We start from the raw sequence: 15,242 nt of genomic DNA, 5'->3' as shown, positions 1-15,242 counted from the left end.
TCTGAGCAGGCTCGGGGATCCCCCGGGCCGTCCGCCTACGGCGGGTCACTCACCCCGGGTGTGGGACAGGAAGCGGTCGGCGACGGGGTTGCGGACGCGCCGCAGCACGCCGGCGCCGTCCTCGACCAGGTCCCACAGGCCCATCGCGAGGTGGTAGTCCATCGGCCGGCCGACGCCCTCGCGGTAGGTCCACTCGACCATGTCGGTGAGCGGCCACCATGTGTAGCCGACGACGTCCAGGCCGCGCTCGCGCAGCGCCCTGACCTCCGCGACCGACGCGTCCAGCCAGCTCAGACGCTCCTCGACGCTGCCGGTGACGCACGTCTCGGTGAGGAAGACGGGGCACTCGTAGCGCCGGGCGAACTTCGTCAGCACGTCGGCCAGGCCGCCGGTCCAGTCGTCGCGGCGGGGGCGCGGGTCGGCCAGCGTGCCTACGTGCGACTCCTCGCCGAGGATCTCCGTCGACAGCGCCGGGTAGTAGTTGACGCCCATGACGTCGGGCCGGGCGGTGTTGGCCGCGGACCAGGCGAGGTCGTCGTCGGTGAAGCCGTTGGCCGTCAGGAACCCGGTGAGCGGGTGGTTTTGGTCGACGCGGCCCACCAGCAGGTCCTCGACCAGCAGGGCCTGGTGCCGCAGGAACTCGACCTCCGCCGCGCGCGACGCCAGCTCGGTGTCGAACCGGAACGCCGCCTCGACGTGCACGAACGTCGCCTCCGGCGAGGCGGTCCGCACCGCTTGCTGCGTCTGGACGATGCCACGCACGATGGCCCGCAGCAGCTTGACGAACCCGTCCGTGCCGGTGAGGCCGGGCGGCCAGACCCCGTACTGCCCGCAGTAGAGGACGTTGAGCATCGGCTCGTTCAGCGGCGTGAAGTCGCGCAGCACGTCGCGGTACCGCTCGGCCACCCGGGCCGCGTAGTCCGCCACCAGCTCCGGGTAGGCGGCGTTGACGAACTGGTTGTCCAGCCACAGCGGGGTGCCGTAGTGCACGAGGTCGACGATGGTCACCAGGCCCAGGTCGGCGAGGTGCTCGACCACCTGGTCCAGCCAGCTCCAGTCCCACCGGCCGCGCTCGGGGTTGACCCGGTACCACGGGACGCCCCACCGGATCATCGACGCACCGGCGTCCCGCGCGTAGGTGAGGTCCTCGCGCCAGAAGTGGTAGTGCTGCGTCAGCTCGTACTCGTCGAGGGCGCGGGCACCCAGCCCGGTCTGCGGCACGAACGTGTCCTCGAAGCCGACGGCGAACCGCAGCTCGCCGTCCTCGTACCAGCGCGTCACGGCAGCCTGACCCAGGTCGTGGAGAATGGCGGGAGTACGAGCCGCAGCCGGTCGTCGTCGATCGGCTCGTCCCGCTCGGCCAGCGAGAACGGCGCCGGATCGGCCGGCGTGGCCCGCGCGGTGATCTCCGGGTGCGCCAGCGTGCTCACCCGTGCCGCGGCGGCGCCCGCCGCCAGGTCACCCAGCTCGATCCACAGTTCGAGCGCCTCGCTGAGATGCCGGTTGACGACGGCGAGCGCGAGGCGGCCGCCGGGGGAGCGGACCGCCAGCGCGTCGACGTACGGGACGTCGGCCTCCGGCGCGCCGAGGTCCGCCGGCTGGTGCACGTCGAAGCCCGGCCCGGTCAGCGCGCAGCGCAGCGGCACCGCGCCGGCGAAGTCCGCGTAGTGCTGGATGAGGTCGAACTGCGGGTCGGTGTACACCCGGCCGCCGGCCTTCTTGATGGCACCGCCGTGCATGAAGCCGTTCGGGCTGGCCATCGGGATGCGGTCGCCGGAGCGCATGACGAAGTTGAGGAACGTACCGCCGTAGACGACGGCGCCGAAGTTCTCCACCATCTGCCGGTTCGGGTGCAGGCCGAGCACGCCCCACTCGGTGACGGCGATGCCGATCGGCGCGCCCTCGGTGCCCACCCGGGCCGCGTCGCAGCGGGCCAGCAGGTCCGGGACGAACCGTCGCTCGGCGGTCACCACCTGGGCGATCAGCGCCTCGTGCGCCTCGGCGTCGCTGAGCTGCTCCAAGAGCCGGTCGTTGGCCGGCAGGCAGTGCAGGGAGATCAGGTCGAGCTGCTCCGCGGCCAGCCGCAGCAGCTCGTCGTGCCACTCGTGGTCGGCGTGGAGGTGGTCGTACCGCTCGTCGAGGTCGGCGAAGTCGAACCAGTTGCCGCAGGCCAGCAGTGTGATCGGGACCGGGCTGGCGGCCCGCATCGCGGCCGCGAACCGGGCGAAGCGGGCGGCGTTCTCGGTGGCGCCGACGTAGCCGCCCTGCCACGAGCCGAAGTTCTCGTTGCCGACCTCCCAGACGCGCACCTCGTACGGCTCCGGATGGCCGTTGGCCGCTCGCAGCGCGCCCATCGGCGTCGTCACCGGGCCGTTGCAGTACTCGACCCAGGCGGCGGCCTCCTCCGGGGTGCCGGTGCCGGAGTTCACCGTGATGTGCGGGGTGAAGCCGGCCAGCTCGGCCAGCCGCAGGTACTCGTCGGTGCCGATCAGGTGGTGCTCGAGGCCGCCCCAGGCGTGGTTCGCGTAGACGGGGCGGTCCTCGACCGGGCCGACCGCGTCGCGCCAGTGGTGGAAGCTGACGAAGTTGCCGCCGGGCCAGCGCAGCTGCGGGATGGTCGAGCGGCGCATCAGTTCGACGACGTCGGGGTCGAAGCCGTCCACGTGGTCGGCCGGCAGCAGCGACACCCGGTCGACCAGCAGACTCGCCGGCGGGTGAGTGTCGGGCAGCCAGCGCAGCACGAAGTCCACCGGCTCGCCGAGCGCGACGCTGCCCGCGGGGACGGTCAGCCGGCAGCTCACCCGCTGCCAGCCGGGCGCGTCGACCCGCATCCGGGCGCTGGCGAGCAGCTCGCCGACCCGGTGCGCGCCGTCCGGGCCGGGCAGCCGCCGGCGGACCGCGGCCTCGACGACTCCGGCGGCGCGTTCGCGGCCACGGGTGCGCAGCGAGGCGGCGACGTCGTAGTCGAGGCATCGGTGCACGGGCAGGAACACCCCCTGCCGGATGCCGGCGGGGAGCCCGTCGACGGCGACGGTGTCCGGCCGGCGGTCGACCCGTTGGCCGCTGACCCGCACCGCACCGCCGAGCCGGCCGACCGCTGCGCCGACGGCCGCCTGCGGTCCGACGCGCGACCAGCCCAACGGCATCCCGCCGGCGGACTCGTCGTCGAGGATCGCGATGCCGAACCCGGAGGCCAGCGGCGAGGACACCCAGTGCTCGGCGACGGCGGCCGGGTCGCCGCCGGACTCGTGCAGCGCGACGAGGGCGCGGCCGTTCGCGGCCAGCTCGGCGCGCTGCTCCTCGCTGAGGTGGTGCTCGCGGGCGAACGCCGGGTTGAGCAGCAGCTCGGCGCAGACGCCACCGAGGGTCGCGTACGACATGTGCTCGAAGAAGTTGCCCAGCACCTCGGCCGGGACCGGCGGCCCGGTCGTGTCCGCGTCCAGCGTCAGCACCGACTCGCCCGCCCGGGTGCGCCGGTAACCGAGCAGCCGGTGGACGTCGGCCGGCCCGGGCGAGGCAGCCGGGTCCGGCTGGGTCGCCGAGGCAGCCGCCTGCGCCTGGGTCATCGGGTCCTCCTGTCGTCGTCGGTGGGCATCCACACCCGCATGGCGCCGGTACCGCGGTTGCCCCAGGCGAAGTACGGCACCGCGCGGAACTCGATCTCGCGGCCGGCGTCCCCGTCGTCGCCGCCGTCGACCGGCCGGTAGAGCGGCCCCGGAGGCGCCGGCCGGTGCCGGGCACGCCCGGCCAGGACGACCGGGAAGAGCGGATCGCCGGCGTCGTCCGCGGCCGGTGGCGTGGCGGGGTCGACGTAGACGTCCTCCAGCACGACGCCGGCGGGCAGGTCGGCCTGCTCGACGCAGTAGACCAGCGGGCCGCGGGCGTAGGCGACGCAGCCGCGCAGCGCGTCCACGTGCGGGTGCGCCCGCAGCGTCGTCACCGGCAGCTCGAGCTCCAGCGTCACCGTCCGGGCGCCGGCGGGGACCGTCGCGTACCCGTCGACGACGGCGGAGCGCACCGGCACGCCGTCGGCGCTCAGCCGGTACGAACGGCACCAGCCCGGTATCCGCAGCCGGAGCGCGCGACCGGTCAGCGGGCGGCCGGCATCGATGGTGACCGCGCCGTCCCACGGGTAGCCCGTCGACACCCGCAGCTCGACGTCGTCCAGCACGTACCGACCGGCGGCGTACAGGTGCAGCTGGATCTCACCCGGCGACGTGGTGGCGACGTAGTCGTGCACCGACGCCAGCAGCCGGGCCAGGTTGGGCGGGCAGCAGGCACACCCGAACCACGGCAGTCGGCCGGACGGGGAGTCCTCCTCGCTGCCGTCGTGGCCGGTGCGCAGCTGCAGCGGATTGGAGTACGTGAAACTGGTGCCGTCGGCGCCGACGCCGACCGCGACCGCGTTGTACAGCGCCCGCTCCAGCTCGTCGGCGTACCGCCCGTGACCGGTCGCCAGCAGCAACCGCCAGTTCCACATCACCGAGGCGATGGCGGCGCAGGTCTCGGCGTAGGCGCGCTCGGCGGGCAGCTCGTGCCGATCGCCGAAGGACTCGTCGCGGTGCCGCGAGCCGAGGCCGCCGGTGACGTGCCCCTTGCCGTCGACGACGCTAGCCCACAGCCGCTCCATCGACCGCAGCAGCTCTGCCTGGCCGGTCTCCAGGTACACGTCGGCGACGCCGGCCAGCAGGTACAGCTGGCGCACCGCGTGCCCGGCCACCTCGGTGGCCTCGCGCACCGGCTGGTGGTCCTGGAAGTACTTGGACGAGAAGTGGTCGTGCCCGAGCCGGCCGTGGCCGCGGGCTTCGAGCATCCGCGCCGCGAGGTCCAGGTGGCGACGGTCGCCCGTGAGCCGGTACAGCTCGACCAGCGCGGTCTCGATCTCCGGGTGCCCGCAGATGCCGGCCGTCTCGCCGGACTCCACGACCGCCTCGACCAGCCGCAGGAACCGGCCGGCGACGGTGAGGAAGTCATCGCGGCCGGTGGTGCGATGCAGCGCCACCGCCGCCTGGACGAGGTGGCCCAGGCAGTACAGCTCGTGGCCCCAGCGCAGGTCGCGGAAGCGCTCGCCCGTCTTCACGCCCTGGAACCAGGAGTTGAGGTAGCCGTCGGCGTCCTGGGCGCGGACCAGCAGGTAGGCCGCGTCGTCGACGAACCCACGCGGGTGCTCGCCGCCGGGGCGCCCGGCGTCCCAGCCGATGGCCTCGAGCACCTTGTACAGGTCGGAGTCGGCGAAGTGCGGGCCGCGGTAGGGCGCGTCGGTGTCGCCGACCAGCCGGCGCAGGTTGTCCAGCGTGCCGTGTCCCTCGAGTTGCGCGACGCAGTGCGGGATGGTGGCCTCGGTGTTGCGCCGCTGCCACCGGCCGAGGAGCCCGTCGGCGGCGAGCCGGACCGCGTCGTGCGGCACCGGACGCCACCGGGCGTACGGGCTGGCGTGCGCGCCGACCGGGCCGTGGACGGTGGCAGCGGTGGCCGGCGCGGTGCGCGGTGCCGTCATCGGTCCGCCGGCCCGAGCTGGACCGCGGTCCACGAAACGGCGGGCAGCCGCAGCCGGGCGACGTCGTCGTGCTCGGCCACCTTCGCCGGGCCGGGCACCACCCGCAGCGGGTCGTCGGCGCCGTTGGACGCGTACGGGTCGGTGTCGGTCAGCGTCGTCGCGTCGACCAACCGATCCAGGCCGAGCGGGCGCATGTCGACGGAGACGACGGCCTCCTCGGTGGGGTGGCGGTTGACCAGGAAGACGGCGGCGGTGCCGGCATCGCGGTCCCAGGTGGCCACCGCGTCGACCGGTGCGACGTCGCCGAACCGGTCGGTGGCGAACGGCGCGCCGGCGGCGTCCAGCCGCAGCACCTCGCCCCGGGCCAGGGCGGAGGCCTGCGAGAACGGGTAGAACGTGGTCTGCCGCCAGGCGTCGCCGCCCGGGCGCGTCCTGATCGGCGCGATGACGTTGACCAGCTGTGCCTGGCTCGCCGCGGTCACCCGGTCGGAGTGGCGCAACAGCGAAATCAGCATGTTGCCGACGACGACGGCGTCGGCGACGGAGTAGCGGTCCTCCAGCAGCGGCGGCGCCACCGGCCAGTCGTCGCCGTTGGGGACGGCGGACTCCGGCCGCGACTGGTACCACACGTTCCACTCGTCGAAGGACAAGTTCACCCGGTGCCTGCTGCGCTTGACCGCCGCCACGTGGTCGATCGTCGAGACGACCGCGTCGATGAAGTGGTCCAAGTCGGTCACCGAGGCGAGGAAGCTGGCCAGGTCGCCGTCGCGCTCCTCGTAATAGCGGTGCAGCGACACGTAGTCGACCAGGTCGTAGGCCTCGGTGAGGACGGTGCGCTCCCACTCGCCGAACGTCGGCATGTCCGACGCGGAGCTGCCGCAGGCCACCAGCTCCAGGTCCGGGTCGACGGCGCGCATCGCGCGGGCGGTCTCGGCGGCGATGCGGCCGTACTCGTGCGCGGTCTTGTGCCCGAGCTGCCAGGGCCCGTCCATCTCGTTGCCCAGGCACCACATCCGCACTCCATAGGGCTCCGGGTGGCCGTTGGCGGCGCGCTGGCGGGCCAGTGCCGACGGCGCCGTCCCGTTGCAGTACTCCAGCAGGTCGACAGCCTCCTGTACGCCGCGGGTGCCCAGGTTGACCGCCATCATCGGCTCGATGCCGGCCAGGGCCGCCCAGCTCATGAACTCGTCGACGCCGACGTGGTTGGGCTCCAGGCTGTGCCACGCCAGGTCGAGCCGGGCCGGCCGCTGCTCGCGCGGGCCGACGCCGTCTTCCCACCGGTAGCCCGAGACGAAGTTGCCGCCCGGGTAGCGGACCGTGGAGACGCCGAGCTCGCGCACGAGGTCCAGCACGTCGCGCCGGAAGCCGTGCTCGTCGGCGGCGGGATGACCGGGCTCGTGGATGCCGGTGTAGACGCAGCGGCCGAGGTGTTCCACGAACGAGCCGAAGGTGCGCCGGTTCACCGGCGCGACGGCGCGCTCGGGACTGAGGGTGAAGTCTGCCTGGATCACGTGGTGTCGTTCCTTCGCTTGGGCGGTGCCGTCACTTGATGCCGGTGGTGGCGATGCTCTCGATGAACCTCCGCTGGACGACGATGAACGCGATGATCATGGGAATGAGCGCGAGGGTGGCCCCGGCCATCAGCGGCCCGTAGTCGACGACGTACTGGCCGCGGAACATCGCCAGGCCGGCCGGCAGCGTGGTCGTGTCCTGGTCCGGCATCACCATCAGCGGCCAGAGCAGGTCGTTCCAGTTGTTCACCAGGTTGAAGATGAAGATCGTGACCAGGGCCGGCCCGGCGAGCGGGAACATGATCCGCCGGTAGATCTGGAACTCCCCGGCGCCGTCGATGCGCGCGGCGTCCTCCAGGTCGCGCGGAAGGGCAAGGAAGAACTGGCGCAGGAAGAAGATGCCGAAGGCGTCGGCCACCCGTGGCACGATCAGCCCCTGCATGGTGTTGATCCAGCCGAGGTCGACCAGCAGGTTGTAGACGGGGACGAACGTCACCTGGATCGGCACCAGCAGCGTGGCGATCAGAGCGACGAACACGAACGTCCGGGCGGGAAAGCGGAACCGGGCCAGGGCGTACGCGGCCATCGAGTCGATCACCACCGACACGCAGGCGACGGTGAGCGCGAAGACCGTGGTGTTGAGGAACTGCCGGCCGAACGGGATCATCCGCCAGATGTCGACGTAGTTCTGGAACGTGATGCCCGACGGGATGATCGTCGACGGGTTGCCGGTGAGGTCGCCCTGGGTGCGCACCGACGCGGTCAGCAGCCACGCCAGCGGCAGCAGCGCGATCGCGGCGGCGGCGCACAGGACGAACAGGCTCAGCACCGCGCCGGCCGAGACGCGGCGGCGCGGGCGAGTGGTGGGCAGGGCGACGGCGGCCATCAGTACTCCACCGCCCGCTTGCTGAAGAACCGCATCTGGATCAGGCTCAGCGTCAGCACGATGACGACGAGCACCCACGAGATCGCGGTCGCATAGCCGAGGTCGTAGTCGAGCACGGCCGTGCCGTAGATCAGCATGACCAGGGTCTCGGTCTGGAAGAACGGCCCGCCGCCGGTCATCACGTAGATCTGGTCGAAGGCCTGGAAGGCGAAGATCGCGGCGATGATGACCACGAACATCGTCGTGTTGGCCAGCAGCGGCCAGGTGACGTGCCGGAACCGCTTCACCGCCGAGGCACCGTCGAGCAGCGCCGCCTCACGCAGGTGCTGCGGGATCTGCTGCAGCCCGGCCAGATACATGACCATGAAGAAGCCGACGTTGCGCCAGATGCCGACGAACATCACCGCCGGCATCGCGACCGACGGGTCGCGCAGGCCGTCGCCGATCGAGATGCCGAGTGAGCTCAGCCACGACGTCAGCATGCCGATCTGCGGGTCGATGAGTGCGGACCAGGCGATCGCGGAGATGCCCAGCGAGACCACCCACGGCAGGAAGATCGCCGCTCGCAGCAGGCCGCGGGCGGGCAGGCGCTGGTTGAGCAGCAGCGCGAGGCCCAGCGCCAGCGCCACCGACACCGGCGCCGTGACCAGCGTGTACACGGCCGTGTTCTCCAGCGCCGTCCAGAACCGCTCGTCGTCGAGCAGCCGGCGGTAGTTGGCCAGGCCGACCCAGTCGACGGTGTCGAGGTACCGGTCGTTGGTGAACGACGTGATCAGCGCGCTCAGGATGGGCCAGAACACGAACACGCCGAGCACGAGGAAAGCGGGGGACAGGAACAGCAGCGCGGCGCGGGTGCGCCTGCGCTCGATGGCGCCGCGCCGGCGCCGGCGCCGCCGCTCGGCCGGGCGGGACGGTCCCGAGGTCACCGTCGCCGCGGTGGCGGTGCGGGTGGACACGTCAGGAGGCTCCCAGTTGGCCGTCGATCTGCTCCGCCGCCTGTTCCAGCAGGTCCTGGACGTCACCGTCGCCGGCCAGGATGCGCTGGATGGTCGGCGTGACGACGTTGCGTTCGAGGTCGGCGAAGTCCATCAGCCCGGCCTGGTAGAACTTCGGGTTCACCGCCTCGGTGAACGCCACCGACGTCGGGTTCTCGGCCAGGTCCTCGGCGGGGATGTCGGAGCGGTTGGGCGGGTACGACGTGCCGACCGCCCACTGGGTCTGCACCTCGGTGGTGTTCCAGTACTCCAGGAACGCGTACGAGGCTTCCTTCTCCGCCTCCGAGGCGTCGGCGTCGAGGTGGATGTTGACGCTGACGGCGGGGGAGAACTGTCCCTCCGACCCGGCCGGCACCGGGACGACGCCGTAGTCGATGCCGGCCTCCTCCAGGCCGGTGCTCAGCCACGGCCCGGCGATGTGCATCGCCGCGCGGCCGCCGAGCAGCAGCGCGTCGGCGTCGGCGCCGGACAGCCCGACGGGTGAGATGTTGTCGTTGCGGATGCGGTCGGTCCAGAACTCCATCGCCTCGACGGTCTCCGGCTCGGCCAGCAGCGACCGGCTGCTGTCGTCGTCGTAGATGCCGCCGCCGTCGGCCCACAGCAGCACCGGCCACGGTGACAGTGACTCGTGGTCGGGCAGCGCGATGCCGTAGACGCTCTTGGTCTCGTCCGCCGGGTCGATCCTGGTGATCTGCGCGGCGTAGTCGGCCATCTGCTCCAGCGTGGTGGGCGGCTCGGTGAGGCCGGCGTTCGCGAACAGCGTCTTGTTCCAGTAGAGCATCCCGGCGCCGGCGCTCATCGGCGCGCCGTACTGGGTGTCCTCGAACACCGTCGCCTCGACGCTGGCCTGCGGGAGGACCTCGGGATCGAGCGGGCCGTCGGGCTGGTAGAGGTCGTCCATCGGCGCCAGCACGCCGCGCGTGGCGTAGCCGGGCAGCCGGGCCGGGTCCATGGCCACCAGGGTGGGACCCTCGCCGGCCTGGTAGGCGGGCATGAGCTGCTGGTACATCGTGTCCCAGGGAGTGATCGTCATGTCGACGGTGTAGTCGTCCTGGGACTGGTTGAACTCCTCCACGAGGCGTTCCAGAACCGGGCGGTCGGAGCTGGTGAAGCCGTTCCAGAACGTGATGGTGACCGGGCCGTCGCTGCTCGCGGCGTCGTCGTCACCGCCGCCCGAGCACGCGACGAGGGATGCACAGCACAGCGTGATGGCCGCGACCAGGGTCTTCTTGCGCATCGAGGCTCCCCTTTGAGCTAGCGGCAGGTCCTTCGGCTGCCTGGGACGTCGGTCTCCGTCTGCCGTCGGCGGCGGTGGCACGCCGTCTTCTACATCGATGAAGAACCAAGTGTGCGTAATACTTCATCGATGTAGAAGCAGTGTCAACCCTTCCCAGGGACTCAGACCTCACTGTTGCGTCACGCGGATGGGGCGTCAGCCCTCGGTGGACTCGCGTAGGCGCAGCTCGAAGTCGGCGAAGACCTCGGCGGGCGGTGCCGGCTCGCCGTCGGCGGTGGCGGCGATCCGGGCGCGCAGCAGTTGGACGGCCGTACGGGCGATCTGCTCGCGGCCGGGGGAGACCGACGACAAGGTCGGCACCGAGTACCGCGCCTCCTCGATGTCGTCGAAGCCGATCACCGCGATCTGGTCGGGGACGGCGATGCGCCGCTCGTGCAGCGCGTGCAACGCACCCAGCGCCAGCGCGTCGTTGAGCGCGAACACCGCGTCGATCTCGGCGCCGGAGTCGAGCAGTTGGTGCATCGCCTGGGCGCCGGTCGAGCGATGCCACAGGCCGGCCTCCGCGACCAGGGCCGGGTCCGCCCGGTGTCCGGCCTCCACCAGCGCCTGGGTGTAGCCCTCGACGCGCAGCCTGGCGGTGCCGACCAGCTCGCCCGGGTGCGCGCCGATGACGGCGATGCGCTTGCGGCCCAGGCCCATCAGATACTCGGTCGCAGCCCGGGCGCCTTCGACGTTGCGCATGGTCACGTGGTCGAAGCCGCTGTTGAAGATGCGCTCGCCGAGCAGCACGAGAGGGAAGTCGGCGTCGAACGCGGCGCGGTCCTCCTCGCCCAGCGCGAGCGGGGAGAAGATGACGCCGTCGGTCCGGTGCCTGTGCAGCCCGGAGAGCACGCTCAGCTCGCGCGCACGGTCGCCGTTGGTCTGCTGGATGAGGACGGTCAGGCCGGCGTCCTCGGCCGCCCGGATCACGGAGTCGGCGAGCTCGGCGAAGTAGGGCAGCCGCAGCTCGGGCACGGCCAGGGCGATCATGCCGGTGCGGCCGGAGCGCAGGTTCCGCGCCGACACGTTCACGCGGTAGTCCAGCTCCTTGATGGCGGCCAGCACCCGCTCGCGCGTGCTCTCGCGGATGTAGGGGTATCCGTTGATCACGTTCGAGACCGTCTTGATGGACACGCCGGCGAGCTTGGCGACGTCGTACATCGTTGCAGGCACGCGCTCACCATACCGAACGCCGAACGTCATGATCGCGGACCGGCGCTGCGGCGGTGCCCTTCAGTCGGGCAGTCTCCGCAGCTCGACGAGTGTCAGGCCCAACGCGTCGAGGCGGGCGAGCATCCCCTGCAGGTCGGCACGATCACGCACCGGCCCGAAGATCGCGGTGCCGCCCAGCGGACCGTCGGCCACCTCGAAGTCCGGGAACGCCGCCTTGATCGTGTCGGACACCCGGCCGGTGACGACGAACTCGTAGCGCGTGCGCATGTTGCCCCAATGTCGGATGCGAACGACTTCCACCGTCCTCCACCCGCGACCGGGTGGGCTTCACCCGTCCGGGGTGAGGTGTGTGCCGGAGCCGGCGGCCGGGGGCCAGGATCGACATGACATCGAGTGAGCCGCCGGATATCGGCTCTCTGTGGCCCTTTCGCCGCTAAGGTGAAGATCGTGGCCGCCGACGCCGCCAACGGGGGGCGTGCGCGGGTGCTGGAACAGAAGCTCCGTGTTCCGCGCATGCCGGTCAGCGCGGTACCCCGTACTCGACTGCTCCGCGAGATCGAGTCCGCGGAGTCGGCGGGTCGCGCGGTCACGCTGGTCTCCGCGCCCGCCGGGGCGGGCAAGACGATGCTGCTGGCACAGCAGTTCCGAAAGCTGCGCCTCGACGGCGTCCCGGTGGCCTGGCTGTCGCTGGACGAGCACGACAACGATCCGTTCGTGCTCTGGTCGGGGGTCCTGCGCGCGTGCGGGCGGGCGGTCCGGGGCGTCGACAGCGCCGCGGAGGTGCGGCTCGGCGCGCTGAAATCACCCGTCGACGCCGGCAACAGCGGCTTCCTGTCCGCCTTCGTCCACGCCGTCGACGAGCTGCGTGAACCGCTGTGGATCGTCATCGACGATGTCCACGAGATCACGTCGGAGCAAGGGCTGCTCGGCCTGGGCGGGCTGATCCGGTACCGGCCGGCCGGAGTACGGATCGTGCTGGGCAGCCGGTTCGACCCGCCCCTGCCGCTGGCGCGGTTGATGCTGGACGGGCAGGCCGGCGAGCTGCGCGCGGCCGATCTCGCGTTCGACCGCGCGGAGGCCGGGCGGCTGCTGAGCGCCCACGGGCTGCGCCTGGCCAACGCCGACCTCACGCTGCTGATGGAGCGCACCGAGGGGTGGGCCGCGGGACTGCGCCTGGCGGCCCTGTCGTTGTCGTCGCAGGCGGACGTGACCACCTACATCGCCGGGTTCGCCGGCGACGAGCGCCCGCTGGCGGACTACCTCGTGGCAGAGGTGCTGGCCGCGCTGTCCGACGACACCGTGGACCTGTTGCTCACCACGGCGGTGGCGGAGACGCTGACGGCGGACCTGGCCAGCCGGCTCACCGGGCGCGCCGACGCCGGCGCCGTGCTCGCCCAGCTCGCCCGCGACAACGCCCTGGTGTACCGGGTGGGATCGCCGGCGTCCTATCGCGTGCACGGCCTGCTGCGCAGCTTCCTGCTGGCCGAGGGGAGCCGGCGCGACCTGGAGGCGCAGCGGCGGCACCACGTCGTGGCGTCGCGGTGGTTCGCCGACCACAGCATGCCGGGGCTCGCACTCGATCACGCCGCGCTGGGCCGGGACTGGCGGCGGGTGTCGGAGCTGCTGAACCAGCACGGCTTGGTGCTGCTCCTGTCCGGCGACTCCGCGCGGCTCACCCGGGCGGTCCGGGAACTGCCGCCGGAGCTGCTGGCGGTCCCGTCGACGGCGTTGATCGCGGCGCTGGCGGCGCTCGAGGACGGGGCGCTGGCGACGGCGCGGCGACTCATCGACCGGGTCGGCCGCGACCCGGCCAGCCACCGCGAGCCCAGGCTCCAGCTGCTGCACACGACAGCGCTGATGTACGAGGCGCGGCTGCGCGGCGACCGCTCCGACCGGCTCACCGAGCTCATCGACCGCAGCGACCTGCGGGTGCCGGCCGAGCCGGACCTTCAGCTGCTCGCGGCGGTCAACCGCGGCGTGCTGCGGCTGTGGTTCCGCGATTACGACCTCGGCGAGGCCGACCTCGAGGCCGCGCTGCGGATGGCACGGCGCGACGGCCGCGACGCGCTCGCCCTGGATTGCCTGACCTACCTCGCGGTCAGCGCCGCGGCCGCGGGGCGGGACATCGCGACCATCATCCGGCGCACGCAGGTGGCCATCGACTTCGCGACCGAACGCGGCTGGTCGTCGACCGCCCGAATGGCACCGGTGTACCTGCTGGCGGCCGGTGGCGCCTGGGAACGGCTCGACACTGCCGAGACGACGAGGTACCTGACCTTGGTCGCGGCGATCGACGCCGACCTCGAGCCCGAGGTGGAGCTGTCCGCGCGACTGCTCGGCGCCTGCGTCGCCGCCGAGGAGGTCTCCAACCGGCGCGACGCGGTTCGGCTGCTGCGCCGGGCCTGGCCGGACGACGACCCGAAGGTACTGCCGGTCAGCGCGAGCTTCTTCTGCATGACCGAGCTGCAGGTCGCGCTGTCAGCCGGCGACCGAATCGCCGCGGCCGAGGTGCTGGGGCGCGCCGAGCAGCTGCTCGGCGCGGCCGGCGACGTGATGGTCATGCGGGCGATGGTGCACGCGCACGATGGCCGGAAGGCCGCCGCCCGCACGGCGTTGGCGCCGGTGCTCACCGACGCCGTGGCCTGCCACGCTGTGAGCGCGCAGATCTCCGCCTGGCTGCTCGCCGCGCATTTCGCCGCGGAGCTCGACGAGCCGGCCCGGGCCCACGAGGCGCTGGTCAACGCCCTGGCGCTGGCCGCGCCGCGGCGGATGCTCCGCGAGTTCGCGGCGGCGTCGGGCCGGGTACGGTCCCTGCTGATACATGGCGAGGGCCGCTTCGGTGAGCACGACGCGTTCGCCAGGGGCGCCGTCGCGGCCATGACCGGCGACGACGGGACGGCGGACCGGTCGGGAATGGTGGCCGGCGAGGCGCTGACCGCCCGTGAGCTGGAGCTGTTGCGGGATCTCCCGTCGCTGCTGTCGCTGGAGGAGATCGCCGGTGCCCACGTGCTGAGCGTCAACACCGTCAAGACGCACCTGAAGGCGATCTACCGCAAGTTCGACGTGGGTAGCCGCCGACAGGCCGTCGACCGGGCCCGCGAGCTGGGCCTGCTGTAGTCACCCGCGGCGGGTGAGGCCAGCCCACCGCGCCCCGGCGACACTGGCAACTGGCTGGCAGGACATGGGGGTGGCCATGAGCACGCGCAGCCGGGGACCGGGATGAGGTTCCGGTCGGTCGAGGTGCTGATCCTGACGTTTCCGGGCGAGCGGGTGGAGCCGCTCGCGGTGGAGGCGCTGCGCGGTGTGGTCGAGATGGGTGACGTCACCCTCCTCGACGTGGTCTTCGTGAGCCGGGATCCGCACGGAGACCTGCGGGTCCTGGAGTTCGCCGACGGCGGCGAGCTGTTCGGCTTCTCCGACGTCGAGGTCGCCGGCCGTGACCTGCTCAACGACGAGGACATCGCCATCGTCGCCGAGACGCTCGAAGCCGGCAGCTCGGCCGTCGTGATCGCCTACGAGAACACCTGGGTGCGCCGGGTCTCCGAGGCGATCGGCGAGGCCGGCGGCCAGGTCGCGCTCAACGTGCTGATCCCGTCGGAGACCGCCGACGACGCGCTGCGGGCCGTCGAGGAGGCGGACCGGACGAGGGGGAACCGATGACCGGACGCTTCGACCGGCCCGGCCTGCTGGGGACGGTCACCGCGGCGGCCGTCCTGGACGGCACCCCCCGGGTCATCCGCAACGTCGTCACGCACGCGGTCGCCAGCCGCCGGCCGCTGGCCACCGCTCAGCCCGTGCCGTCGCCGCCCAGCTCGTCCTCGCCGGCCGTCGCGGGACGGCCGCTGCTCGGTCTCGGTGAGGACGTCCATGACCCGTGACCGACCTGTCCAGGGTGATCGCCGCG

Annotated in this window: 12 protein-coding genes; 3 read left to right on the top strand and 9 right to left on the bottom strand. The window is 72.3% G+C overall.

Translation table 11 applies throughout. The annotated features are described in order from the left end of the window. Positions 1 to 45: 45 nt before the first annotated feature. From E1269_RS20395 to E1269_RS20355, 9 genes are all read right to left on the bottom strand, one after another. The gene (locus tag E1269_RS20395) at positions 46 to 1,281 is read right to left on the bottom strand and encodes a family 1 glycosylhydrolase (RefSeq protein ID WP_131897933.1); all 1,236 of its coding nucleotides are present in this window, start codon (positions 1,279 to 1,281) and stop codon (positions 46 to 48) included. Beyond that, positions 1,278 to 3,566, bottom strand: a complete 2,289-nt coding sequence (locus tag E1269_RS20390) for an alpha-L-arabinofuranosidase C-terminal domain-containing protein (protein WP_131897931.1) — start codon at positions 3,564 to 3,566, stop codon at positions 1,278 to 1,280. The genes E1269_RS20395 and E1269_RS20390 overlap by 4 nt, the downstream gene beginning before the upstream one ends. Continuing rightward, on the bottom strand, positions 3,563 to 5,497 hold the full coding sequence (locus E1269_RS20385; protein WP_131897929.1) for a glycoside hydrolase family 127 protein: 1,935 nt from the start codon (positions 5,495 to 5,497) through the stop codon (positions 3,563 to 3,565). Before E1269_RS20385 ends, E1269_RS20390 begins: the two co-directional genes overlap by 4 nt. Next, positions 5,494 to 7,008: an arabinosylfuranosidase ArfA gene (gene arfA, locus E1269_RS20380; protein ID WP_131897927.1), complete on the bottom strand. Its 1,515-nt coding sequence runs from the start codon at positions 7,006 to 7,008 to the stop codon at positions 5,494 to 5,496. The genes E1269_RS20385 and arfA overlap by 4 nt, the downstream gene beginning before the upstream one ends. Positions 7,009 to 7,039: 31 nt before the next feature. Continuing rightward, positions 7,040 to 7,894, bottom strand: coding sequence for a carbohydrate ABC transporter permease (locus E1269_RS20375; protein WP_131897925.1), 855 nt, complete (start codon positions 7,892 to 7,894; stop codon positions 7,040 to 7,042). Further along, positions 7,894 to 8,850: a carbohydrate ABC transporter permease gene (locus E1269_RS20370; RefSeq protein WP_131897923.1), complete on the bottom strand. Its 957-nt coding sequence runs from the start codon at positions 8,848 to 8,850 to the stop codon at positions 7,894 to 7,896. The genes E1269_RS20375 and E1269_RS20370 overlap by 1 nt, the downstream gene beginning before the upstream one ends. A gap of 1 nt (position 8,851) precedes the next feature. Next, on the bottom strand, positions 8,852 to 10,126 hold the full coding sequence (locus tag E1269_RS20365; protein ID WP_131897921.1) for an ABC transporter substrate-binding protein: 1,275 nt from the start codon (positions 10,124 to 10,126) through the stop codon (positions 8,852 to 8,854). A 195-nt stretch (positions 10,127 to 10,321) separates the two neighbouring features. Then, positions 10,322 to 11,338 (bottom strand): LacI family DNA-binding transcriptional regulator, encoded by a 1,017-nt coding sequence (locus tag E1269_RS20360; protein ID WP_162606531.1) that lies wholly within the window; start codon positions 11,336 to 11,338, stop codon positions 10,322 to 10,324. Positions 11,339 to 11,398: 60 nt separating this feature from the next. Then, entirely contained in the window at positions 11,399 to 11,605 is a 207-nt protein-coding gene (locus E1269_RS20355) for a hypothetical protein (RefSeq protein ID WP_131897919.1), read from the bottom strand. A 180-nt stretch (positions 11,606 to 11,785) separates the two neighbouring features. Between E1269_RS20355 and E1269_RS20350 the strand changes: the two genes are divergently transcribed. The 3 genes from E1269_RS20350 (at position 11,786) to E1269_RS20340 (ending at position 15,216) form a co-directional block, all read left to right on the top strand. Beyond that, positions 11,786 to 14,455, top strand: coding sequence for a winged helix-turn-helix domain-containing protein (locus tag E1269_RS20350; protein WP_131897917.1), 2,670 nt, complete (start codon positions 11,786 to 11,788; stop codon positions 14,453 to 14,455). A gap of 102 nt (positions 14,456 to 14,557) precedes the next feature. Next, positions 14,558 to 14,998, top strand: a complete 441-nt coding sequence (locus tag E1269_RS20345) for a DUF6325 family protein (protein ID WP_131897915.1) — start codon at positions 14,558 to 14,560, stop codon at positions 14,996 to 14,998. Next, on the top strand, positions 14,995 to 15,216 hold the full coding sequence (locus E1269_RS20340) for a hypothetical protein (RefSeq protein WP_131897913.1): 222 nt from the start codon (positions 14,995 to 14,997) through the stop codon (positions 15,214 to 15,216). Before E1269_RS20345 ends, E1269_RS20340 begins: the two co-directional genes overlap by 4 nt. The last annotated feature ends 26 nt before the right edge of the window (positions 15,217 to 15,242 follow it).

Source organism: Jiangella asiatica, assembly GCF_004349065.1.
In the GTDB taxonomy this organism is placed as follows: Bacteria; Actinomycetota; Actinomycetes; order Jiangellales; family Jiangellaceae; genus Jiangella; species Jiangella asiatica.
Note: the sequence above shows the minus strand (reverse complement) of the source record. Positions and strands in the feature narration are given on the sequence as shown.